Source organism: Nitrospira sp., assembly GCA_016715825.1.
In the GTDB taxonomy this organism is placed as follows: Bacteria; Nitrospirota; Nitrospiria; order Nitrospirales; family Nitrospiraceae; genus Nitrospira_D.
In genome coordinates this window covers 42,475-64,568 of sequence record JADJXO010000002.1, presented here as the reverse complement: position 1 = coordinate 64,568, position 22,094 = coordinate 42,475, and the positions used below count along the sequence as shown (strand labels likewise).

The window sequence follows — 22,094 nt, the reverse complement described above, 5'->3', positions numbered from 1 at the left end:
AGATTCATTGCCTCCAGTAAATTTTCCTGAAGGCCACTATACTCACTCTTGACGGAGCCCATTCAGCGTGACACCCCAACCGCAGCAATCAGTCCCATTTGCTGCTCAGGCGATCCCATTTGATGACTTCCTTGCGTCAGGGCAACTCCCCGCAGGTTATCTTGATGGCGAATATATGGAGCAGCAATTTGTTGAACGACTCGTTCATTATGTTTTGAGCGTGCCTTCGGGAAGCTATTCAATGGCTCAACTCAGCCAGCTCCTTGAACAGCTTGACCCACGAGGACAAGTGTTTTTCTTTAAACGTCTCAAAGAGACAAGTCCTGATTGTCTGAAAGATTTTGCCCCTCTGTACTATGGGTTCATGAATGAGTTCCATTCCCTCCTCTTCACGTAGCCCTAAAAATACTCCTTGTCCGTCCCTCAATCTGATGTATAATTACATTTCATCATTAGGAAAAGGAGCATCATGAACCCATCGTTACAACGTGGCGTTACGAGTTTTTATAACCTCATTTATGAAGCCCAAACATTTGCCACCGCAATGGCCAGGATCGATACCGCTGAGCAGGAGCATTATGCCGGACGCATCGAAGGACTCAATTGGGTCCTGGATCGTTGTCAGGAACTGGAAGATATGGATACCAATCTCACCCCTTCATCCCTTCAGAGAATCCTGGGAGAGGTCAAATCTGATCTGGAGCATGAACTCTCGGTCCAGCGTCGAGAAAAGGGGCGTCGTGCAGATGGGCGCGAGGAAGCCTTGAATTTCGTCGCAGACTACCTGTCGAGCTTGATCACCGCTACGGAGATCGAATCGGCCAAGACCGCAGTGTGACCGGCGTCGATGGAGTAAATACCGGACCAATTCTTGAGATGACGCCAGGGGACCTCTTTATGATGAATGGGATATGGTCACAAGGTCGTGTCGGGCTGTTGCCTATCAACGTTCACGTAGACTCCCATACCCCTTGACGCTCAAATCGCTATCCTCATAAAATTGTCCATGCGACCGCCACCGCAGAGACCCCTGGGCATACTCGGGGGACAACGAGCCAACCGAAGCCGCCCGTCGACAGACCATGGGCAACGACAGTTCGACTCTCTTAGGGCGTCTCTCCTGTTTTGCCCACGCTGTCAGGTGGCTACGCCCACCCGTGAACGTCTTCTGCTCGTCCTGCCGAGTGGGAATCTGTATGAATACCTCTGTGTCCACTGTGGGACTTCAACAGGATCTAAAACAGAAACCCCCGTCAAGCCGATCGAGATCATCGGACCTTAATCCGAAAAATCCTGAGTACACGGCCAGGGTCATCAAGTAAAAAGTCAGCGATATGTCGATCTATTCCTCAATCGTCCGACTGAGGGGTCTACTGAGAAGAGTAGGGGAAACCCGGTCGGTTTAGGTGCTAGAGAGGACCTGTTCAAGCGGAATCCCTTCCTCAATGAGCATAACCGGGATTTGCTCGCGGATCGGATACAAGATCTGTTGATCTTCCCGTACCAGGCCACCCTCGATCTGTCCGGCCAAGAGTTGACTACCCTTGTTTCGGACATGACCCTTACCTATAGCCGCATTTACCTTTTGAATGAGGGTCGCATCAGCGAGGCTCACCGCTTGCTTGGTCTCGGGGCAGCACAAAATCGCGAGAAGGTCCGGATCTAGGCTCATGAGAAGAAGTCGTCCAGTTAAATAACGTTGTCACAATACTGCATCGACAGGTAAGACCGCAAGGCCACGAACGCGCCTGCACATCGCAGGCCATATCTGCTACACTGACCAATAGACCAAGGTAATCATCCATGATCACCGCATTCTGGAAGACCTGCGTCGCCGGCCTTATTGTCTTGGTGCCTGCCTGGGCGACCTACCTCATTCTGTCGACGCTCTTCACGACCCTTGATGATCTCGTCGGTCGATACATGTACTATCGAATACCTGGGCTTGGCCTGCTGCTGCTGATCCTCGTCTTGATTCTAACCGGTATCTTTTTCGATCATGTCGTGGGACAGAACATCCTGGCGCGAATCGAACGGCGCATTGAGCGCATCCCGCTCGTCCAGAGCGTCTACCTCACGTTAAAGGGCATGACGGACATCTTGAATTTCCGCTCCCGTTTCGGGCGGAGTAAAGTCGTGGCGTTTCCCTTTCCTCGTGACGGCTGTTGGGCCTTAGGATTTGTCATGGGGGTGGCTCCACCGTCCATTCAGGTCGTACCCTCACAGACCCTCTGCATGGTGTTTGTCCCAACCGCCATCCATCCATTCACCGGCTTTCTCGCCTTCATTCCCGAACAGGCGCTCCATCCCATTAATCTCCAGGTCGAGGACGCGATGAAGATGGAGTTTTCCGCCGGGTTCTACCAACCAAAGAACGGATGGCTTAGCCCATCAGATCAGCAAGCATTGTGAGGGGACGACGTCATGCCCAATCCCATCCATATCCGACAAGCGGCACCGGACGATACGAATACCATCACGGCATTCAATCTCGCTCTGGCACTGGAGACTGAAGATCGCCGCCTCGACGGGGCCACCTTGCGCGACGGAGTCCGCTCGTTACTCGTGCAACCGCAATACGGCTTTTACATTATCGCCGAACAGCCGGGTGGCCATGAGACACAACCCGTCGGACAGCTCATGATCACCTATGAATGGAGTGATTGGAGAAACGGGGTGTTTTGGTGGATCCAAAGTGTCTATGTCATACCGGAGCAGCGGGGCCGTGGAGTCTATCAGGCCATGCATCGGCACATTACCGACGAAGCGAAAAACGATTCCCGCATCTGCGGCATTCGACTCTACGTGGCACACGAGAACGAGCGGGCCCATGCCGCGTACCGGAGGGCCGGATTACTCCCCTCCGCATACGACATGTATGAACACGACTTTGTCCTTGGGCCTCATGCCCTCAACCCATAAACGAGGCAACGTGATGAAAGCAAAAGCCGGTATTGGTTTCCTCGTCCTCGCGATTCTTATCCAAGGCTGCGCCTTTAGTCGCGGCACCTTGGGGGATGAAATCAGCGCGGACGCTATTGCCACCCTCCACAAGGGCGAAACGACCAAAGAGCAAGTGATCCATCTGCTCGGCGCACCGGATCGACTCGTCCAGCTTAACGGGCGCGACGTCTTTCAATACTATCGATATGACGCCAAAGCGGGCAGTCTGCTCTTGATCGTCCTCAATTTCACCCGCCTCTCCCTCAAGAGCGACGACCTCTTCGTGGTCCTGAATCAAGAGGGTTTCGTTGAGGATGTCATTTTTTCTAAAAGAACCGCCGGGATGAAGTTTCGTTTCTGGCCCTTCGGGGACTGACATGGGGACCATGCGGAACCACATCGTCTTCTCCTTCCTGGTTACCCTGGTCTGCCTATCGCTCGTCGGCTGTAACGTCGTCCGGGTCTCCCTGAATACGACGCTCACGCCGGATGATGTCGCCTTCATTACTCCGGGGAATACCACCTTCACGGATATCGTCACCCAACTCGGGGCACCGGATTCCATCGGCGAATCCGAGACCGGCATGGTCGCCACCTACCGCTTTCTGGATCTGAAATACTCACGGGTCAATTTTGGATGGCTCGCAAAACCCTGGACACCGGTCGATCCGGATCTGATCTTTTCTCGAACCGGACTGGGAGTCGACGCATTCCAAGTCGCGTTCGATCCTTATGGAATTGTGGTTCACTCAAGCTTTCAGCGCCACCTCTCCGGGCCTCCATTTTATCCATATCCGTTTTAGGCGATCAGCGGTTTTGCCGAGCACGCATTGCCGCCTCGAGATGGGGTGGTTATAATACCGATCCATGGACTCGGACACATCCGACCAGGCTCCCGCCCTCCAGCAGGGGGGGCAATCCTCCTCCTCCTACATCCCGGCCGACAGGGATACTGAGTTTCTTCAGCGCGATGAATTGCGTTCCGTCAGGCTCGGACTCGAACTGTTGAAGCCGGAGCTGATTCAGACGGACGAAGGCATCGGCTCCACAATCGTGGTCTTTGGCAGTGCCAGACTCAAAGAACCTGGTGCCGCACAACAAGAACTTCAGCAGGCAGAAGCGGAGGCAGCGCGGGCTCCAGGCGATCCGGTTCGCCGCCGACGCGTGACGATCGCCAAACGACAGCTCGAGCTGTCGCAATTTTATGACATTGCCAGAGAGTTCGGCCGGTTGGTGTCATCCACCTGCCAGATCGGCGGCCACTGTGACTACGTGATCGTGACAGGAGGCGGACCTGGTGTTATGGAGGCGGCCAACCGAGGGGCGGCGGACGTACAGGCTAAGTCCATCGGACTCAACATCACCTTGCCCCACGAACAGCATCCCAACCCCTACATCACCCCGAAACTCAGCTTCCAGTTTCGCTATTTCGCCGTCAGAAAAATGCATTTCCTCCTCCGCGCCAAGGCACTGGTCGCATTTCCCGGAGGCTTCGGCACGTTAGACGAGCTGTTTGAAACACTCACCTTGCTGCAAACCGGGAAAACCGACCGGGTGGTGGTTGTCCTAGTTGGCCGTGAATTTTGGGACCGGCTCATCAACTGGCCGCTCCTCGTCGAGTATGGGCTGATTGCGCAGCATGATCTTGAGCTGTTTCACTATGCCGAAACAGCCAAGGACGCGTGGGATATCATCGTCCGTCACAATGGAGTCGGCACTGTATGAAACTCTCTTTCCATGGGGCGGCACGCTCGGTCACGGGGAGTCGGCATCTGTTGGAGGTGCCAGGGTTTCGAGTCCTCCTCGATTGCGGTATGTTTCAGGGACGTCGAGACGAAGCGGTTCGGCGTAACCGACACCTTGGATTCGACGCCAAGGCCGTGGGCGCGGTGCTGCTCTCGCATGCACATATCGACCACTCCGGCGCCCTACCCGTGTTACCGGGTCAGGGCTTCGCCGGCAAGGTCTACCTCACCAGAGCCACGGGAGATCTGGCCGGCATCATGCTCGAAGATTCCGCGCGGATCCAAGAGAATGATTGCCGCTATGTGAACAAGACGGAAAAGCGGCGCGGTCGCGTCTGTATCCGCCCGATGTACGATAGCGCCGATGTGCGTAAGGTCATCCGGCGCTTCGAGGGCGAACGCTACGGCGATCAGATTAAGCTCGCGCCACGGCTCACGGCGTCGTTTCATGATGCGGGGCACATTTTGGGATCTGCCGCGGTCCGAGTGAAATACACAGCGCGCGGCAACAGCACGACGGTCTTGTTCAGCGGCGATCTCGGGCGATCGCAGATGCCGATCCTTCGCGATCCGGAACCTCCGCCGCCCTGTGACGTATTAATTCTCGAATCCACCTACGGCGATCGGCTGCACGAGCAGCTCGGCGAGGATATGAAGAAAAAAGCACAAGACCTCATCGAGCATGCCCGTAGGCACAAGAGCAAGATCATTGTCCCGGCCTTCGCAGTGGGCCGTACGCAAGAGCTGGTCATGCGCATCAAAGAACTGGTGGGAGAGGGGCGGGTAGATCCCATTCCGATTTACATCGATTCGCCTCTGGCCAACAAGGCGACCGGCGTATTTAAACGCCACCCGGAATGTTACGACGAAGAGACGTCCAAGACCTTCTCCGACACAGGCGATGTTTTTGCGTCTCGCTACATTCATTTTGTGTCGTCACCGCAAGACAGCAAGCGGCTTAACGCCATGCGGGGCCCCTGCGTCATCATCTCGTCCTCCGGGATGTGCGAGGGGGGCCGCGTGGTGCACCATCTCAAACATGCCATTCAGGACGAGGCGAATGTCATCGTGATCGTCGGGTTCCAAGCGGAACATACGCTGGGCCGCAAGCTGGTCGAGGGGTGGGACGTGGTGCCCATCTTCGGCGTGCCCACGCGGAGGCGGGCTCAGGTCGTCAAGTTCAACGGGCTGTCCGCCCATGCCGACCGGAACGACCTGTTGGCCTACGTCCGAGCCATCGATCCCCTGCCGAGCACCATCTTCGTGGTCCATGGCGAGGAGAAGCAGGCCCTTTCGTTAGGGACCGCTATCCAGACCGAGCATCCACACATCGACGTCCGCATTCCCCATCACGGCAGCACCCATGAGCTTTAACGAAAACCGGATCGGCTCCGTCACCGTGCACCGGATCGTGCCGCTCGTGTTGGGGTCGCTCGGCGCGGCACTGATTGCGGGCTGCCTCTCCACCGCAGCAGCAGAACCTGAACAAGGCCGAAAACGGCTGAGGGACCTAGGCATGGCGATCGGGCAATACCAGCCAGGGCCGCTGAACGCCATCACCGACGTGGTCGGGGTGAAAGTCGGCCATCGAACGCTGATTTCGGGAGAGGGGAAGCTCACGCCGGGCGAAGGGCCGGTGCGCACCGGCGTCACCGTCGTCGTGCCACGAGACGACGTGTGGCACCACAAGGTGCCGACGGGAGCCTTCGTCCTGAACGGCACAGGGGAAATGACCGGCCTCGCCTGGGTGGCGGAATCCGGATTTCTCGAATACCCCATTGCACTGACCAATACCCTCAACGTCCCTCGCGTGGCGAACGGCGTCATGAGCTGGATGATCCGGCAATATCCGGAGATCGGCATCACCGACGACACCCTTACCCCCGTCGTGGCCGAGTGTGACGACAGCCGCTTGAATGACAGCCAAGGTCGGCATGTGTCCGAACGGGATGTCATCGCCGCCCTCGACGGCGCGAGCAGCGGCCCTGTGCAAGAGGGCACCGTAGGTGCGGGAACCGGCATGGTCTCGTATGGGTTCAAGGGCGGGATCGGCACGTCATCGAGAACACTGTCGGACCAGGAAGGCGGCTACACCGTCGGCGCGTTGGTCAACGCCAACCATGGGCGACGACCAGAACTCGTCGTGAACGGTGTGCCGGTCGGGAAGCTCTATGAACCACCTATGCAGCTGTCCGAATCGCTCGTACCGGGTCAAAGCGAGGGATCAATCATCATTGTCGTGGCAACCGATGCGCCGCTTGATAGCCGTCAATTAACGCGGCTCGCCAAGCGCGCTGCCCTGGGTCTCGCCCGCACCGGTTCCACGGCGCGACACGGGAGCGGAGACTTCATGCTCGCCTTTTCCACTGCCAATGTCATCCCGCACTACCCCAAAGAGCCGACCTTTCCCATGACGCATCTGGCCGACACCCATCTCAATCCCCTCATCTCCGCCACCGTTGAGGCCACGGAAGAAGCGATCCTCAATGCCTTGACGATGGCGACCACCGTCATCGGACGGGACGACCGCCGCATCGAGGCCATCGACCTGAGCCGCCTCACGAACTTGCTTCAGGTCAAACCCTAAGGCGACAGCAACCCCTGCTTTGTTTTCTCGAATTCGTTGACCACCTCCGCGTCCTGTGGAATCCTCGCTACGTAGATACCATCCCTGCGTGACTCAATCGTGGAGGTTTCCTATGTCAGGTCCGGCGCCCTCGTCGTCCACTCTCATATCATCCAGGGTCCCAACAGCACAGAGGTGGCGAACCACAGCCATGAAGATCGCGGTGCTCCTCGTGAACGGCTATTTCTTACTCGGGATGGGAGACTGTAACGGTGGGGGGGTGGCTCGTCTGCAGGGATCGTTTTCAGCCGGCCCAACCCTGAGCGCCTTAACGCTCTCGGCCGGGCTTTTGAATCCAAGTTTCGAGCCGAATGTGACCAGCTACGACACCATGTATATCGGGGACACGAGTGTGACGGTCACACCGACGGCGGCTGATGTTGGGACGACGATCACGGTCAACGGTACACTCGTCACCAGCGGCAACGCGTCGGGGGCGATTGCTCTTCCAAGCGGAAACACGGCAATCACAGTTACCCTCACTGCCAACGGTGTCTCCAATACCTACACGATCACGGCCCATCGGTTGGCTCAGCAGGCCTATGTGAAGGCGTCCAACCAAGGGACTGGCGATGAACTCGGATTCAGCGTCGCGCTTGACGGTGATACATTAGTGGTCGGCGCGCGTCGAGAAGCTGGAAACGGAACTGGTGTCAATCCGGCGCACAACAATCTCGCGTCCAACGCCGGGGCTGCGTATGTCTTCGCGCGAAATGGGACCACCTGGGCCCAGCAGGCCTATCTGAAAGCATCCAACACAGGCGCGGACGACTGGTTTGGCTACAGTGTCGCGATTTCAGGGGACACAATTGCCGTGGGGGCGATGAATGAGGATGGTAGTGCTACGGGGGTCAATGGCGCCGACAATGATGGCACCGCCGATTCTGGTGCGGTGTATATCTTCACGCGCAGCGGCACCACCTGGAGCCACCAGGCCTACGTCAAGGCCTCCAACGCGGGTAACACGGATCAGTTCGGTCGGACCGTAGCCCTATCTGGTGACACGCTGGCTGTTGGGGCGGCAGGAGAAGATAGCAATCTGACCGGTGTCACCGCCGGATCTCCGAACGAGGGTGCGACCGGCAATGGATCAAGTGACAGTGGGGCAGTGTATGTGTTCACGCGGAGCGGGACGACCTGGAGCCAGCAGGCCTATGTCAAAGCGTCGAATACGGGGGCGGGAGACAACTTTGGCTACAGCGTGGCGATCGATGGTGAGACCCTGGGGGTGGGGGCACGAGGGGAAGAGAGTAATGCAGTCGGCATCAACGGCAATCAGGCGAATGATAGTATGAGTTTCGCTGGGGCAGTGTATGTGTTCACGCGGAGCGGGACGACCTGGACCCAACAGGCCTATGTGAAGGCCTCCAATACGGGAACAGGTGACCGGTTCGGCTCCAGCATAGCGCTCTCTGGAGACACGCTGGCAGTGGGGGCGCCAACTGAAGATGGCAATGGGACCGGCGCCAATCCACCGGATTCCGGCACGATTGTCGACTCCGGCGCGGCCTATGTCTTCACGAGGAGCGGGACAACCTGGAGTCAGCAGGCCTACATCAAAACCTCCAACACAGGAGGCCTTGACCAATTCGGGTGGAAGGTCGCACTCGATGGGGATACCTTGATTGTAAGCGCGGCTAATGAGCAAGTTACAATTGATCTGGGAGAAGACAGTGTGGCGACTGGGATCAATGGGAACCAAAGTGACAACTCGGCCACCGACAGCGGCGCCGCGTACGTGTTCCGGCGGGTTAGTACAACGTGGAGCCAGCAGGCTTACGTGAAAGCTTCGAACACAGGATCCGACGATGAATTCGCTCATTCGGTGGCTGTGTCCGGCGATACGATTGCGGTCGGTGCCCATTTGGAAGACAGCAACGCGACGACGATTAATCCCGGTGCAGGTGCTGAAGCGGACAACAGTGCAGGTAACAGTGGCGCGGTGTACGTGTTTCAATAGGCCACGGTGAGGGTCTAGGGCGAGGAATCGTACGATTCCTCGCCTGTTCGTCCGAGGCTCTCCCGATCACACCTTTCTCAATTTCAAAAACGACAGTGTCCTCGCCGTGGATAGTCACGCATACTCTTGCTATTTCCAGCCCTGTCTCGCTATTCTTCCCGCTCATTCCTGCGGATTCTTGAACGGAGGAGGCTTGGCTGATGGGCGACTACCAAATCGGTGGCGGGCTACAGCTGATGACGGCGGTGCAAAAGACCGAGGCCTTCGCCGAATTCCTCAAAACCAGAATGGTCCAGGCCCTCGAAACCGAAGACCCCACGGAACTCCACTATCTCCTCGCCCAGGTGGACGATTACCACTCCTACCTCTGGCGCTACTATAAAAAACTTGCCCAGGTCCGAGCCCAGCGGATGGATCCCGGTGTGTGATCCAGCGGCGGGTTGGGTCATCGTTCGATCAGTGAACAACGAGGTCTCGACGTGCGCTTTGCCGTAGCCCTGTCGAAAGAGCCGGAGACGGAGATTGCCGCGCAGCATGTAGTCCATGCGATTCAGAGCCAGCTGGATGGGACCCCCATCGATCTGGCCTGCGTGTTTTTCTCCTCTCACCATGCGGCGCTGGCTAAACATTTAACCGAGGTGCTCACGGTTGCGCTGGAACCGCACTGTCTGATCGGCTGCAGCGGCGAAGGGGTCATCTCGGGAACCGAGGAATTGGAAGCGTCCCCGGCGGTTACCCTCTGGGCTGCGTCACTGCCCGACGTTGAGCTGTACCCAATCCGCTCATCCTACTCGCCGACACAGGACCAGTTTCACCTCGCCGGCTGGCCGGAGCATGAAGGGGAGGCGACCTTCCTGATGCTGGCCGATCCCTTTACCACCCCGGTTCAAGAAATTCTGACCGTGCTCGAAGATCGATACCCCGGGGCCAAGGCCGTGGGGGGACTAGCGGGAGGCGGGCAGGAAGCCGGGGCGAATCGGCTGATTCTCGACGGAGAGGTGTTCGCTGATGGGATGGTCGGCGTGCGCCTATCGGGGGCGGTGGAAATTCGCCCCGTCATCTCGCAAGGCTGCCGCCTCATCGGCGAACGGTTTGTCGTGACTAAGGCCGAGCGCAATCTCATTCACGAGCTGGGCGGCCTGCCGGCGCTGGAACGGTTGCAGACGGTCTTCGAGGCCCTGTCTGAAGAGGATCGGCAGCGTGCGCTGCATCTCGGCATTGTGATCGACGAGCATCGGGATCGGTTTGAGCGGGGCGATTTTCTTATTCGGAATCTGCTCGGCGCGGATCGCAACTCAGGAGCCGTCGCGGTTGGAGAAGTCGTCCAAGAAGGTCAGACGGTGCAGTTTCACCTTCGGGATGCGGACTCGGCCAGCGACGATCTGACGTCCCTCCTCGCCGCCGACCGGTCTGCTCGGAATAGCCCCCCGCTTGGGGCGCTGATGTTCAGCTGTTGCGGTCGAGGCCAGGGCCTCTTCGGACGGCCGAACCACGATGCGGCTACGGTGGCGGAACAACTGGGCTCGATCCCCATGGCCGGTTTCTTTGCCCAAGGGGAAATCGGCCCGATCGGGCATCGCAACTTCGTGCATGGCTACACCGCGAGCATGGCCATTTTTGCTGAACGTCTCTCGTCAGCACGCCGCGGTTGACCAGGCCTGCCCTCCCGTGCCATAGACTAGTCGGAAGGAGACCCGTATGACCTATCAACGATTACTATCCATTTGTGCGCTCGTTTTGTTCACACTCATCTTAGGAGGAGAACGTCCTATGGCAGCAGCGGAGAATAGTGCCACCGGTCAAGAAGTCACCACATCATCCGGGCTCAAATATATCGACCAAGCCGTTGGGACGGGAGAGGCGGCGGTTGCAGGCAAGAATGTCAGCGTGCATTACACGGGCTGGCTGGAAAACGGGAAAAAGTTCGATAGTTCCGTCGACCGTGGCCAACCCTTCTCGTTCCCCCTCGGCGGCGGACGTGTCATTAAAGGTTGGGACGAAGGGGTGCAGGGCATGAAGGTGGGGGGGAAGCGGAAGCTGACGATCCCGTCCGACCTGGGATACGGCTCACGTGGGGCCGGCGGCGTGATTCCCCCGAACGCGACGCTGATTTTCGACGTGGAATTGCTCGGAGTAAAATAGCTCGACTGTGCAACAGACGCCTCTCATCGCCCAACATCGCGCCGCCGGGGCCAAGCTCGTCGATTTTGCCGGATGGGAAATGCCCATCCAGTACAGCGGCGTGGTGGACGAGTATCAGACCGTCCGCACCAAGGCCGGGCTCTTCGATGTCAGCCATATGGGGCGTATTCTGGTGAGCGGCACGGGGGCGGAGCTGTTTCTCCAGCGCGTGACGACGAACGATCTCGCTGGGCTCAAACCCGGGCAGGCGCAGTATTCTATGGTCTGCAACGAGCAAGGCGGTATCAAGGACGATATCTTCGTCTATCGGCTGGAGAACCCGGGCGAATTCCTCCTCTGTGTCAATGCGTCCAACCGGGCAAAGATTCTTGCGTGGTTGTTCGCCCAGGGCCAGGGCCTTTCTGACTGTCGTATCCAAGATCGCTCGACGGAGATGGCTCAAATCGCCTTGCAGGGACCTGCCACACGCTCGATCGTGGAGGTACTGGGCTTGACTGCCCTGGCGCAACTCAAGTTGAGACAGTCCACCAGGGTCCAGGTCGGCGGCGTCGAGTGCCTGGTTGCGAGGACCGGCTATACCGGCGAATTCGGGTACGAGTTCTATGTGACCGGAGCTGTCCCAATGGTCTGGGATGCCTTGATGGGCGCGGGGAAGGCCTTCGGCCTCAAACCGGCTGGGCTTGGGGCACGCGATCTTCTGCGGCTGGAGATGGGCTACCTGCTCTATGGGAACGATATCGACGAGCGCACGACGCCGCTCGAAGCCGGAGTCGACTGGGCGGTGAGTTTCAGCAAAGGGGTGTTTCTGGGGAAACCCGTGCTCGAGCAGCAGCGCCAGGTCGGACCGGAACGGCAATTTGTCGGCTTTGAACTGTTGGAAAAGGGCGTGCCGCGCCATGGATTCACGATGCTCTCCTCTACGTCAGAGCCGATCGGCGAGGTAACGAGCGGCAACCTGTCGCCGCTGCTCCAGAAGGGGATCGGCTTGGGCTATGTTCGCTCAGACTTCGCGAAACCCGGGACCGACATCCTGATCGACATCCGAGGGAAGCAGGTTCCCGCCAAGGTCGTGAAGCCACCATTCTATACCCGTCCCTCCAAGTGAGTCAGCCATGTGCCTGGTGCGTCAGGGCCCTCCGGAAGACCGATGACGCGTAGGGAAGGAGAACAACGCATGGTCCGCAATATCTACACCGGCAAGGTTGTGACGCTGAACGTGGATACGGTGCAGTTACCGAACGGGTTCACTGTCGAGCTCGAAACCATTCGCCATCCAGGAGCAGCCGCGGTGGTGCCACTGAAAGACGATGGGACCGTCGTCATGATTCGGCAGTTCCGGCATGCAGCCGGCGGATTCATCTATGAAATTCCCGCCGGTAAGTTGGATCGTGGAGAGGAGCCCCTAAAGTGTGCGGCGAGGGAATTGGAGGAAGAAGTCGGCTATCGCGCCTCCTCGTTCGAGTTGCTGTCGAGCATCTTTACGGCTCCGGGGTTCGCGGACGAGGTGATCCATGTCTACAAGGCCATCGGGTTGACCAAAGGGCAGCAACACCTGGATCGGGATGAAGTGCTGGAGATCGTCGAAATGCCGCTGAGCGAGGCGATCACGAAAATTCAGGACGGGACGATTCGAGACGGGAAAACGATCATCGGCCTGCAGGCTGTCTACATCCGGGAGATGACGACTCGGCGATGACTGTGGCGAACAGTAGGGAGCAGAAATCGGACACCTGAGTGGTGAAACGAAACAAGGGCACTCCCGTGAGGGAGTGCCCTAGGTCCGCCAATTTTTTATGAAAGGAGAAGAGAGAAGTCTTACTTCCCGCCCTTGTCTTTCTTCTCAGCGAAGGTCTCGTCGGCCTTCCCGCCCTTGTCCTTCTTTTCGGCGAAGATGTCATCGGCATGACCGCCCTTATTCTTCTTCTCTTCCGCCATCACGACATGGCCGCCCTTCTCTTCCTTCTTCTTGTCACCAGCGAAAGATGGTGCACTGAACGTCACTGCCACTGCGACTGCCATCACTGCCATCAACATGGTCTTCATAACAAGTCCCCCTAAAAAATGTAGGTTTGAAATGGTGCGCCGCTGATTCGGCACGTACCCTCTCTCTTCAGCAAGCCCGATGCCGTTGTGAGCAAATCAGAATGTTAGGAACATTCGTTCGAAGAATCCGGCCGTTACGAAATCGTTCTCATAAACCTGCGAAGGTTTTCCCCTACAGGGTCCTGTGGCGGAATGGCGGACCGAACACGAAACTGCCTCAGCCTTGTCGCGGTTGATCCTTGTTGTCATCAGATCGTTTCACTCGACGACTCAATCATGGTATGTTCCGTGCCTGGTGGCTGAGCAGAGGCTATCAGCTCTCGCTTGCCACGCGCGACCATAAGCACTCAATACTATTGATGAATAATCGCGTTTAACCAAGGAGAGCCGTCCCCATGTTACTAACGGGAAAAAAAGGACTCATCATCGGCGTGGCCAACAAGCACAGCATCGCCTGGGCCATCGCACAATCCGTTGCCGGTCACGGTGCCCAACTCTTTTTCAATTATCAAAATGACCGGCTGAAACAGAATGTGGAGGACCTGGCCAAGACGTTGCCCGGCGCGCAAGCCTTCCCCTGTGATGTCAGCAACGATGGGGAAATCGCCGCCCTCATGCAGCAGGTGCAGAAAGACTTCGGCCAGATCGATTTCTTGATCCATTCACTCGCCTTTGCTCCGCGTGAAGAACTGGCCGGACAATTCGTGAACACCTCGCGGCAGGGGTTCGCCATGGCGCTCGACATCAGTGCCTATTCCCTGGTAGCTGTTACGAAGGCGGCCATGCCGTTGATGACCACCGGAGGTTCTGTGGTGACACTCACCTATCTCGGGAGCGAGCGCGTGGTGCCGCACTACAACGTGATGGGGGTTGCCAAAGCGGCGCTTGAAGCGACGGTGCGGTATCTGGCCTATGATCTTGGCCCGCTGAACATCCGGGTCAATGCGATCTCTGCCGGACCGATCAAGACCTTGGCCGCACGGGGTGTCTCGGGTATCACCAAGATGGTGGATCTCCATAAAGAAACAGCCCCGCTTCGACGTGCCACCGAACAGGGTGAGGTTGGAGACACGGCGTTGTTCTTGGTAAGCTCATTGGGGCGAGGGATTACGGGAGAAGTCGTCTATGTGGATGGAGGATTCAATATTCTTGGGATGGTCGCTCCTCCTGACCAGGCGAACGCCTGAGCGAGAACCCGCCTGACCCAAGCTCAACTCCGGTGGATTTCGGGATGATGGGTTGTCTCTCTCTGTTCACGGGCCTGCTCTTACATGTTCATCCGCAGTCCGTCAGTGCAACATCATCCCAGATACCAATGATTTATTGGGGTTTATTAGGTGGTTACGAGCATTCGTCATGCGACCAAGCTGGCACCGAGTTTGCTGTCTCATCAGCCGTCGTTTTGTAATATCCATCTCGACAATCGGATGTGGATCGTATGTCGATCAAATGCTTCATAGGGGTCATGGTTGCTGCAGGCAGTATGCTCTTCATGCCGATGCCGTCGCGAGCGGTGGATGGCGGTTCGTTGCTTGCCAAGCAGGCGCTCGAACATTGTACTCAGGGGAGAGTGGCCACCGATCGAAACATGCGACTTGTTCATTTTCAGCAAGGACAGCACCTAGGCGAGCAGGCCGTTGCCTCGAATGAAGGTAGCGCAGAGGCCCACTTTGCCCTGTTCTGCAATCTAGGAGAGCTGCTCCGTGTCGATGGTGAATCCCTCACGTCGCTCTTTGGGCTCCGCCGCATGATGCACGAACTCGATCGGGCCCTCGAGCTCAATCCTGCCCACATCGAAGCACTCTCTGCGAAGGGAACACTCCTGGTTAGATTACCGAGCATACTGGGAGGAGACAGAGAAAGGGGGGAACAACTCCTCCAGCATGTCGTCAAACAGGCACCGAAAGCAGTCAATGCAAGGTTGGCGCTTGCCAGGGTCTGGTGCCAGTATGGTCGGCACGACGACGCCATGGTCCTGGCATCCGACGCGCTTGCGCTCGCTCAGAAATACCAACAAGTCGAATTCATACCTGAGGCGCAAACGGTGCTGAATCAGGCAAAGGCCAACGCGATTAAAGACAAACCGCATCGGTCGTAGCTGTCCCACACCAGGCAAAAGCGAGGTCCAGACCAGCCCGCTTGTCGGCGGTCAGTCGAGGGTTCTTCTCAACGTTTTCAATCGTCCCTGCCGTTTCTTTCCTTCAATCCGACGATTCTGAGAACCCCTCGTCGGCTTCGTCGGTTTCCGCTTCTTGTGCGGGATCGCCACGCTCTGAATCAATAGGCGCAATCGATCCAAGGCATCCTCGCGGTTACGCTCCTGCGTTCTGTGTTGTTGCGCTTTGATTGTAAGTACACCCTCGGCTGAAATGCGGTGATCTCGGAGTTTCAGCAATTCCTCTTTATGAAATGGTGGCAGGGAAGACGCACGAATATCGAACCGCAAATGTATGGCGGTCGATACCTTATTGACGTTTTGCCCGCCTGCACCTTGGGATCGTACAGCATGGAGTTCGATCTCGTGATCAGGGATGACAAGAGATGAGGAGATATGAAACATGAGGACTAGCTAGCACAATCCTGCCGTCCTCGCAATATGGCTGAGGCGTGCATCGTTGATAGGCCCCTTTCCTATGGCCTGCTTTCCCGGGAAGGCTGTTCCGTAACGGCAATTTTTAAGTAGCATTTCACATATTTAAAGCAGTACAAGGCTATGTCCAGGCCAGACCCTCCGTGTAGAGATGAATGATGCCCGTGGCTGGAGGAGAGTGCGTGGCAAACTCATCGGGAGGGGACAGCAGTCATGTGGGGGGGGCCACAGGTCGGCACGGCTATCGCCTATTCGACTCACGGACGCCGAAAATCCACTATGACAGATCTCTTAACCTGATACACATCTAGAGGAGGAAGTGATGCGATTCAGTGGAGTAAGGCAGTGGAATCGGACATGGGTGAGGCGAGTGGGGATCGGGCTGATCATCTCGAGCCTGTCAGGCGTCGTTGTGACTTCGGTGCAGGCGTATGAACAATTGGGGCCGAATACGAGGTCAGACTTCAGGCTCTGGACGCCCGTCTATCTGACCGTGAAATTGCCGTCGAAGTTCATCGCCTACATGGAGGCGAATCCTCGTATTGGAGATGATGTCACGAATATTGACCAGCTGTTACTCCGCCCCGCGATCGGCTACCAACTGACGGAGCATCTCTCCCTCTGGCAGGGCTATGCCTGGGTCGGCAACTTCAATCAACCCCATACTTCACCGCAGTCGCCGTTCTTCCAAGAAAACCGGATCTTTCAACAGGCCATCTACACACAGAAATTCGGCGACTTTAAGTTCATGAGCCGCACCAGGATGGAAGAGCGCTGGATCGAGCATACCGCCGGTACCGCTCTGCGATTCCGCCAAATGTTCAAGCTCTCGTACCCCCTACCGGTCGCGCCGGACTGGGCACTCGTCGTGTATGACGAAATCTTTATGAATTTGAATTCGGTCGACACCGTCGATGACGTGCGGCGTGGCGGCAAGGGACCAGGCGCCGGAATCGACCAAAACCGGCTCTTTCTTGGCATCAACAAAACCTTTAATCAGTACTTCAATGTCGATCTCGGCTACCAAAACCAGATGCTCAACAGCCGAACGCTCCATGGTAATGCGAACCTGATCAACCACATTTTGCTTCTGCAGTTTTATATCAACCTGTAACGCGAAACCGATGGAGCGATCCCATCCCTATCGCCATGATTGAGTGGTAGGGGTGGGGTATGCCCTCTTGCCGAGTCAGGGTGACGCTACTGGAGTTCCGGTAGACGGTCGATGATGCGAAGCCGCAGATCATCTCCAAGTTGGATCTGTACCATCTTGGTGGTGAGGTCGTTCCGGATCTGTCGAACTTCCTCCGCGGTGAATTGCAGGTGTCCCCCGCAACGTTCGACGAGGTGGTAAATGAGCAGCGAGGTCAGGTATTGCGCATCTTCATCAGTGGTGTGGCGGCTCAAGTTGAGGATTTGTGACATGGTCTCGACCAAAGGTACTTTGTAGCTCCCACTTATGCCTGAGACCCGTTGATCCTCACAATGCCTCAAAGGGAGGGGATAAAAGCCACCAGGGCTCCCAGACGGGATGTGGCAGGATCCCTGGAGCCGACGGCTCGACCTGATTCGAAACGAACATTGTTGAGGGGCGGTTGGGGAGGACAGGAACGTCATTAGCGCGGTCATGCGACCGACATCATTCCTTAGAACTTCGATTCAAGAATAAAACGTTTATGGAGCGGTTGCGTCGGCCGCACGTTGTCATGACCCAACAGGGAGCGGAACCGTTGGATCTGCTCCGCCGACACTTGGATAGGATCATGCATCACGGCCCAAATGACACCTTCGTGACAGGGCGGGGTTGTATAGGACCCAAAATAGCGATAGTAGGATCGGTTCTTTGGCAAGAGGTAACTTGGGTTCACGAAATGCTCGTGGTCATCGATCACTTCCCCGACATTGGGCGGGGCGTGCTCCAGGAATGTCTCAAAGAATGGATTATGTTTCCCTTCTTCCATGAAAACGGCCACCACTGCTGCTTCATGCCGTTCATTGTGATGGACGAGATGGAGTTCCATCGGGTAGTGCCGATGATCAACCGTATGTTCGCTCGGGAAATGGAAATGAAATTGCTCCAGCAGGTAGAGGTCGCCATCGAACACGATGGTGCTGTCCTTATCAAAATGAAGGATGGTCTGGCCGTGCCTCGGATACCGGGATTTAACCTGTTCAGACAGCGGTTCGAGCTCTTCCAACGTATGCCCGTTGTTGATCACATGGAACGGGGCATCCTTGTAGGAAAACTGAATGTCGTCAAGTCTGATCCTATGACTGCGCAACAGATCAATCGGAGATTGCGACATACCCTTGTCACAAAGGGAAAACTCAGGTCCCAGTTTCCCCCAGTGAAATGGTCCGCGATCTCCTTCATACCCCCACGTGATAGATTCCGACTCAGCTGCATAAGCAGTCAGAATCGGCAGCATCACTGTCGATAGGACCAGCGCAGTTCGAATCACGCAGTGCATAGATAGCCTCCTGTAACGGGCTAGGTTGGCAGAATTCTTTCGTGAACTGGGCACTTGCCGCTCCTCAGGTAGAACAAGTATACCGCACCCCCTCCCTACGTCTGGCAAGCCTCCTATGCTGTTATCAAAAATCGTGGTTCAGCCCAACCAAATCACTGACTCGGCGCGTCCCTCCTCTACTTCAATTGAGCTGCAGTCCCCACATAATTGGATTCCAGCACAAAACGTTTGTGCAGCGGTTGCGTGGGCCGAGCATTGTCGTGGCCCACGAGAGAATGGAAGCGTTGGATTTGGTCAGCAGAGACTTCAATGGGATCATGCATCACTGCCCAGATAACTCCTTCGGAACAAGGGGGAGTCGTATAAGATCCGAAATAACGATAGTAGGTCAGACTTTTCGGCATTAGCGTTGCGGGATTGATCACATGTTCCCGATCCTCAATGAATTCTCCGACCTTCTTCGGTGCATGGTTCAAAAAGGTTTCGAAGAACGGGTTGTGTTTCCCTTCTTTCATAAAGACTGCCACGACCGCTGCTTCATGCCGCTCGTTATGATGTACTAGATGGAGCTCCATCGGATAGTGCTTATGATCAATCGTATGCTCGCTTGGGGCATGGAAGTGGAATTGTTCCAAGAGGTAGAGGTCACCATCGAAGACGATCGTGCTGTCTTTGTCAAAATGGAGTATCGTCTGTCCGTGCTTTGGGTAGCGGGACTTGATCGTTTCTGAAAGAGGTTCAAGTTCCTCCAACGTATGCCCATTGTTGATGACATGAAAGGGCGCATCTTTATAGGAAAATTGGATGTCCTCGAGCGCGATCTTGTGTCCTTGCAGCAAATCGATCGGAGATTGGGACATGCCTTTGCTGCAGAGAGCAAATTCAGGCCCAAGATCGCCCCAATGCAGCGGTCCATGGTCACCCTCATAGCCCCAATGCATCGGCGAAGATTCACCGGCGTATGAATAATCGGCTGGTATGGCCAAAGCGGAAACTGCCAGGAGCAGCGAGAATGCCCTCATGACGAACCCTCCCTCTATGTAGTTAGGTTGAGCTGTCTTAGTACCTACCGGAAAGCCAACGCGTTCGATCAACCGAGTGGGGTGGGATTATAGATTTGTCCTTCCTGATTTATCAATGGTCTTAAGACCCGTACGAAAAACCGTGACGCAAGAGCAATAGGTATACTAACCTTCAGATCACGCACTATCACACAGGCGAAGCGAGGTGGGAAACGTCACTCATAGAAGGAACAGCCATTTGATGCGCGTTTGGTCGGCCGTTATTGACTCTGTTGCGTCTGGCCGTCAGCGAGTGCTGCGGCATTCAGTAGTGTATCGACGAATTGATCAGCAACACGGTCCACGACACTTTGTGTTGGGCGAAAGAGCCCCGTTTCATACTCGTGTGTCCAGATGGGCTGATTAGTCTTGGAGTCGAGGAGTCGGAGCATGCCAATCCCGGAATATTGTGTATTGAGACTGCCTTCCAATCCGTAGAACGCCTCCATCCCGAAATACCAACGCTGGAAGCCTGCCACACCGGTCAGCGCGGCATCTGCCTGTTCTGGGCTATCCACGATGGAGAAACGGCCTGATTTGGCTAGCTTCTCCATGATCTTCTCCCTGACCTCGTCCGATCCTTCCACAAGATGTGGGTCCTCTCCGTGGGCTAGGTCCTCGATATAGAGGGAACGGACAGAGGCGAGCGCAGGGAGGTCCTGCACAATGTCAGTGGGAACTCCAAACGTACGGTGGCAGCCCAGCAACAAACAGCAGAAAGCCACCATGGTCACTGCTCTCAGCATGCGCCAGACTCCTAAAAGCTCTGTGACATATCGATATTTCGCACAGTGGTCAATCAAACCGTATCTCTTCTAAGAGGTCCAATATCATGGACTCAGAACCGATACACAGCCCCCACAGAGACGTTGGTATTGTGATCGTGCGTCTGGTGGAAATTCTGCCGACGATTGGACCGCTGTACCATAAAGGTCAAGGCGGTATGGTCTGTCAGCTGGTACGAGAGTCGCCCACTCCCAAGAAAAATATTCTCATGCCCGTTGAACCGCTCATCTTCGGGGTTTCCGGCTGTAAAGTTGTTCCGCTCGTAGTGAAAGTCCAATTCAAGTTCCAAATGTTCCATGAGGTCCATTTCAACACCGATCGACGCGAAGTGATGCACATAGGAAGCGTCGTCGTGGAGCTCGGCCTCATGACGGCCCTCCGCAAGACCCCGCTCATATTGGTAGCCAAGGATCACTCTGGCGTGGTGGTTCATGTGGTACACCAAGTGCGGGCCGAACCTCCACAGCAAGGTATCCCGTTGAATGAACGGATCGTTAAAGTTTCGAATTCCTGCCCGACCTAACAACTGAATTTCCCAATGCTCGGATAGCCGGTGGTCGAGCCGAACGGTCCCAAGATGGGAGGTAACGCGCATATCCTGAAGGTTCTCTTCGGATTCGTGAAACGTGGTTTGGCCCAGCAGCTGATCAGGCGCCGTAAAGTACCGCAAGCGGAGCACCGTGCGGGGTGTGAACCCATGGATGGCTTCTAAATAGATCCCTGCTTGGCTGAATTCAGGATTGGCCCCATAGACGAACCCACGAACCCTTGCTGAGACCTCCGTTTCTCCGAATGAAGAAGGAATCAACTTTGACACACGGACATAGGGTTCGAACACCATATCCTTGCCGATTCCGGTGCGGGAGACGTCCAACACAGGCTGGGACGGATCGCCGTCCAGGCTCGACCGGCGGGTTGCTGAAAAGAGAGCAACGTCGTCAGTGTAATAAAACGACGCACCGCCCGTCGCAGACCATCCCTTCTTGGGGGCGGCAGCGAACCCAGGGGAAGTGGCACTCAAGAGCATAACCAGGCACGTTGCTAGGCTCTTCAGGACCAGCGAGCCATTTTTGCCTGGACACTGGGTCGATAAGAAGGGCGGCATGATCGTAAAATGTGAGTTGGCCTAAGCTTACGGGAGAAGGGCTGACAGATTGACCGATGCTCTGACCGAACACGGTACTCCCGGACTGCTTGACGACGTCACGACCTGGGCGACTGTAAGTGAAGACAGGCTTCCGCTTAGCAATACCCCTGACTAGGCACGAAAAGCAGGGGAAATTCTACGTTCGGCCCTAGCGCAGTTGCAAGAGACAGTCTGCCGAGATAACTATCAATCCAAGCAGCAACGCTTTCGGCTCAGGGATTTCCGCCCTTCTTCCCGAAGTATTCTTGTCGGCTGACGGCCACCTCCGCCACATACACGAAGCCGGAATGTCGTTCAAAAATTGGACGGAGCCCGGCAAGAATCGGCTCCACCTTGTCCTCCGGTACCACCGTCAAGATCATCTCAAGGCTCTCTTGCTCGCTGAACATGAAATGCGCTTCTCGGACTCCATGATGTCCCTTTCCGGAAATATTCCCGATGATCGTGTAGCCGCTCGCGTGAACTCGGTCCAGGAGCTCGGTCACGAATGGGCGATGTTCCCCCGCAACAATGACCCGAATCTCTTTCATCGGATGCAAACTCAAACTGCCCATCGGAATGCTCCTTTCCGGCTTCCGCC

Annotated in this window: 27 protein-coding genes; 18 read left to right on the top strand and 9 right to left on the bottom strand. The window is 56.3% G+C overall.

Annotated elements, in window-relative coordinates; genetic code table 11:
* Positions 1–67: 67 nt before the first annotated feature.
* Positions 68–397 (top strand): hypothetical protein, encoded by a 330-nt coding sequence (locus IPM58_06385; GenBank protein MBK9306710.1) that lies wholly within the window; start codon positions 68–70, stop codon positions 395–397.
* Between the two features lie 72 nt (positions 398–469).
* Positions 470–838: a hypothetical protein gene (locus IPM58_06380; protein ID MBK9306709.1), complete on the top strand. Its 369-nt coding sequence runs from the start codon at positions 470–472 to the stop codon at positions 836–838.
* Positions 839–1,402: 564 nt separating this feature from the next.
* Here IPM58_06380 and IPM58_06375 read toward each other — a convergent pair.
* Positions 1,403–1,672, bottom strand: a complete 270-nt coding sequence (locus IPM58_06375) for a Trm112 family protein (protein ID MBK9306708.1) — start codon at positions 1,670–1,672, stop codon at positions 1,403–1,405.
* A gap of 131 nt (positions 1,673–1,803) precedes the next feature.
* Here IPM58_06375 and IPM58_06370 point away from each other — a divergent pair, with 131 nt between their 5' ends.
* From IPM58_06370 to IPM58_06310, 13 genes are all read left to right on the top strand, one after another.
* Positions 1,804–2,412 (top strand): DUF502 domain-containing protein, encoded by a 609-nt coding sequence (locus IPM58_06370; protein MBK9306707.1) that lies wholly within the window; start codon positions 1,804–1,806, stop codon positions 2,410–2,412.
* Positions 2,413–2,424: 12 nt separating this feature from the next.
* A complete protein-coding gene (locus IPM58_06365; GenBank protein ID MBK9306706.1) occupies positions 2,425–2,922 on the top strand; it encodes a GNAT family N-acetyltransferase in 498 nt (165 codons plus the stop codon).
* A gap of 10 nt (positions 2,923–2,932) precedes the next feature.
* On the top strand, positions 2,933–3,319 hold the full coding sequence (locus IPM58_06360) for a hypothetical protein (protein MBK9306705.1): 387 nt from the start codon (positions 2,933–2,935) through the stop codon (positions 3,317–3,319).
* Position 3,320: 1 nt separating this feature from the next.
* Entirely contained in the window at positions 3,321–3,746 is a 426-nt protein-coding gene (locus IPM58_06355) for a hypothetical protein (GenBank protein ID MBK9306704.1), read from the top strand.
* A gap of 64 nt (positions 3,747–3,810) precedes the next feature.
* On the top strand, positions 3,811–4,668 hold the full coding sequence (locus IPM58_06350) for a TIGR00730 family Rossman fold protein (GenBank protein ID MBK9306703.1): 858 nt from the start codon (positions 3,811–3,813) through the stop codon (positions 4,666–4,668).
* Positions 4,665–6,062 (top strand): MBL fold metallo-hydrolase, encoded by a 1,398-nt coding sequence (locus IPM58_06345; protein MBK9306702.1) that lies wholly within the window; start codon positions 4,665–4,667, stop codon positions 6,060–6,062. The genes IPM58_06350 and IPM58_06345 overlap by 4 nt, the downstream gene beginning before the upstream one ends.
* Positions 6,063–6,204: 142 nt before the next feature.
* On the top strand, positions 6,205–7,275 hold the full coding sequence (locus tag IPM58_06340; GenBank protein MBK9306701.1) for a P1 family peptidase: 1,071 nt from the start codon (positions 6,205–6,207) through the stop codon (positions 7,273–7,275).
* A 190-nt stretch (positions 7,276–7,465) separates the two neighbouring features.
* A complete protein-coding gene (locus IPM58_06335; protein MBK9306700.1) occupies positions 7,466–9,274 on the top strand; it encodes a cadherin-like beta sandwich domain-containing protein in 1,809 nt (602 codons plus the stop codon).
* A gap of 200 nt (positions 9,275–9,474) precedes the next feature.
* The gene (locus IPM58_06330) at positions 9,475–9,702 is read left to right on the top strand and encodes a hypothetical protein (protein MBK9306699.1); all 228 of its coding nucleotides are present in this window, start codon (positions 9,475–9,477) and stop codon (positions 9,700–9,702) included.
* 51 nt (positions 9,703–9,753) lie between these two features.
* Complete coding sequence (locus IPM58_06325; GenBank protein ID MBK9306698.1) at positions 9,754–10,926, top strand: FIST C-terminal domain-containing protein; 1,173 nt, start codon at positions 9,754–9,756, stop codon at positions 10,924–10,926.
* A gap of 118 nt (positions 10,927–11,044) precedes the next feature.
* Entirely contained in the window at positions 11,045–11,416 is a 372-nt protein-coding gene (locus tag IPM58_06320; GenBank protein MBK9306697.1) for an FKBP-type peptidyl-prolyl cis-trans isomerase, read from the top strand.
* Positions 11,417–11,423: 7 nt separating this feature from the next.
* Positions 11,424–12,521, top strand: a complete 1,098-nt coding sequence (gcvT, locus tag IPM58_06315; protein ID MBK9306696.1) for a glycine cleavage system aminomethyltransferase GcvT — start codon at positions 11,424–11,426, stop codon at positions 12,519–12,521.
* A gap of 69 nt (positions 12,522–12,590) precedes the next feature.
* Positions 12,591–13,112, top strand: a complete 522-nt coding sequence (locus IPM58_06310) for an NUDIX hydrolase (GenBank protein MBK9306695.1) — start codon at positions 12,591–12,593, stop codon at positions 13,110–13,112.
* A gap of 119 nt (positions 13,113–13,231) precedes the next feature.
* On the opposite strand, the gene IPM58_06305 is transcribed toward IPM58_06310, so the two are convergent.
* Positions 13,232–13,459, bottom strand: coding sequence for a hypothetical protein (locus tag IPM58_06305; GenBank protein ID MBK9306694.1), 228 nt, complete (start codon positions 13,457–13,459; stop codon positions 13,232–13,234).
* Between the two features lie 395 nt (positions 13,460–13,854).
* Here IPM58_06305 and IPM58_06300 point away from each other — a divergent pair, with 395 nt between their 5' ends.
* Entirely contained in the window at positions 13,855–14,646 is a 792-nt protein-coding gene (locus IPM58_06300; GenBank protein MBK9306693.1) for an enoyl-ACP reductase, read from the top strand.
* A 251-nt stretch (positions 14,647–14,897) separates the two neighbouring features.
* Positions 14,898–15,557, top strand: coding sequence for a hypothetical protein (locus IPM58_06295; GenBank protein ID MBK9306692.1), 660 nt, complete (start codon positions 14,898–14,900; stop codon positions 15,555–15,557).
* Positions 15,558–15,608: 51 nt separating this feature from the next.
* Here the strand turns inward: IPM58_06295 and arfB are convergent, their stop codons facing one another.
* A complete protein-coding gene (arfB, locus tag IPM58_06290; GenBank protein MBK9306691.1) occupies positions 15,609–16,019 on the bottom strand; it encodes an aminoacyl-tRNA hydrolase in 411 nt (136 codons plus the stop codon).
* Between the two features lie 352 nt (positions 16,020–16,371).
* Between arfB and IPM58_06285 the strand changes: the two genes are divergently transcribed.
* Positions 16,372–17,163 (top strand): DUF2490 domain-containing protein, encoded by a 792-nt coding sequence (locus IPM58_06285; GenBank protein MBK9306690.1) that lies wholly within the window; start codon positions 16,372–16,374, stop codon positions 17,161–17,163.
* Between the two features lie 86 nt (positions 17,164–17,249).
* Here the strand turns inward: IPM58_06285 and IPM58_06280 are convergent, their stop codons facing one another.
* From IPM58_06280 to IPM58_06255, 6 genes are all read right to left on the bottom strand, one after another.
* Positions 17,250–17,474 carry a hypothetical protein gene (locus tag IPM58_06280; protein ID MBK9306689.1) on the bottom strand — a complete coding sequence of 75 codons (225 nt, stop codon included), beginning with the start codon at positions 17,472–17,474 and terminating at the stop codon, positions 17,250–17,252.
* A gap of 221 nt (positions 17,475–17,695) precedes the next feature.
* Positions 17,696–18,520, bottom strand: a complete 825-nt coding sequence (locus IPM58_06275) for a carbonic anhydrase family protein (GenBank protein ID MBK9306688.1) — start codon at positions 18,518–18,520, stop codon at positions 17,696–17,698.
* 176 nt (positions 18,521–18,696) lie between these two features.
* A complete protein-coding gene (locus IPM58_06270; GenBank protein ID MBK9306687.1) occupies positions 18,697–19,542 on the bottom strand; it encodes a carbonic anhydrase family protein in 846 nt (281 codons plus the stop codon).
* 260 nt (positions 19,543–19,802) lie between these two features.
* The gene (locus IPM58_06265) at positions 19,803–20,327 is read right to left on the bottom strand and encodes a hypothetical protein (protein MBK9306686.1); all 525 of its coding nucleotides are present in this window, start codon (positions 20,325–20,327) and stop codon (positions 19,803–19,805) included.
* A 92-nt stretch (positions 20,328–20,419) separates the two neighbouring features.
* Complete coding sequence (locus tag IPM58_06260) at positions 20,420–21,394, bottom strand: hypothetical protein (protein ID MBK9306685.1); 975 nt, start codon at positions 21,392–21,394, stop codon at positions 20,420–20,422.
* Between the two features lie 332 nt (positions 21,395–21,726).
* Complete coding sequence (locus IPM58_06255) at positions 21,727–22,068, bottom strand: P-II family nitrogen regulator (protein ID MBK9306684.1); 342 nt, start codon at positions 22,066–22,068, stop codon at positions 21,727–21,729.
* Positions 22,069–22,094 lie beyond the last annotated feature (26 nt).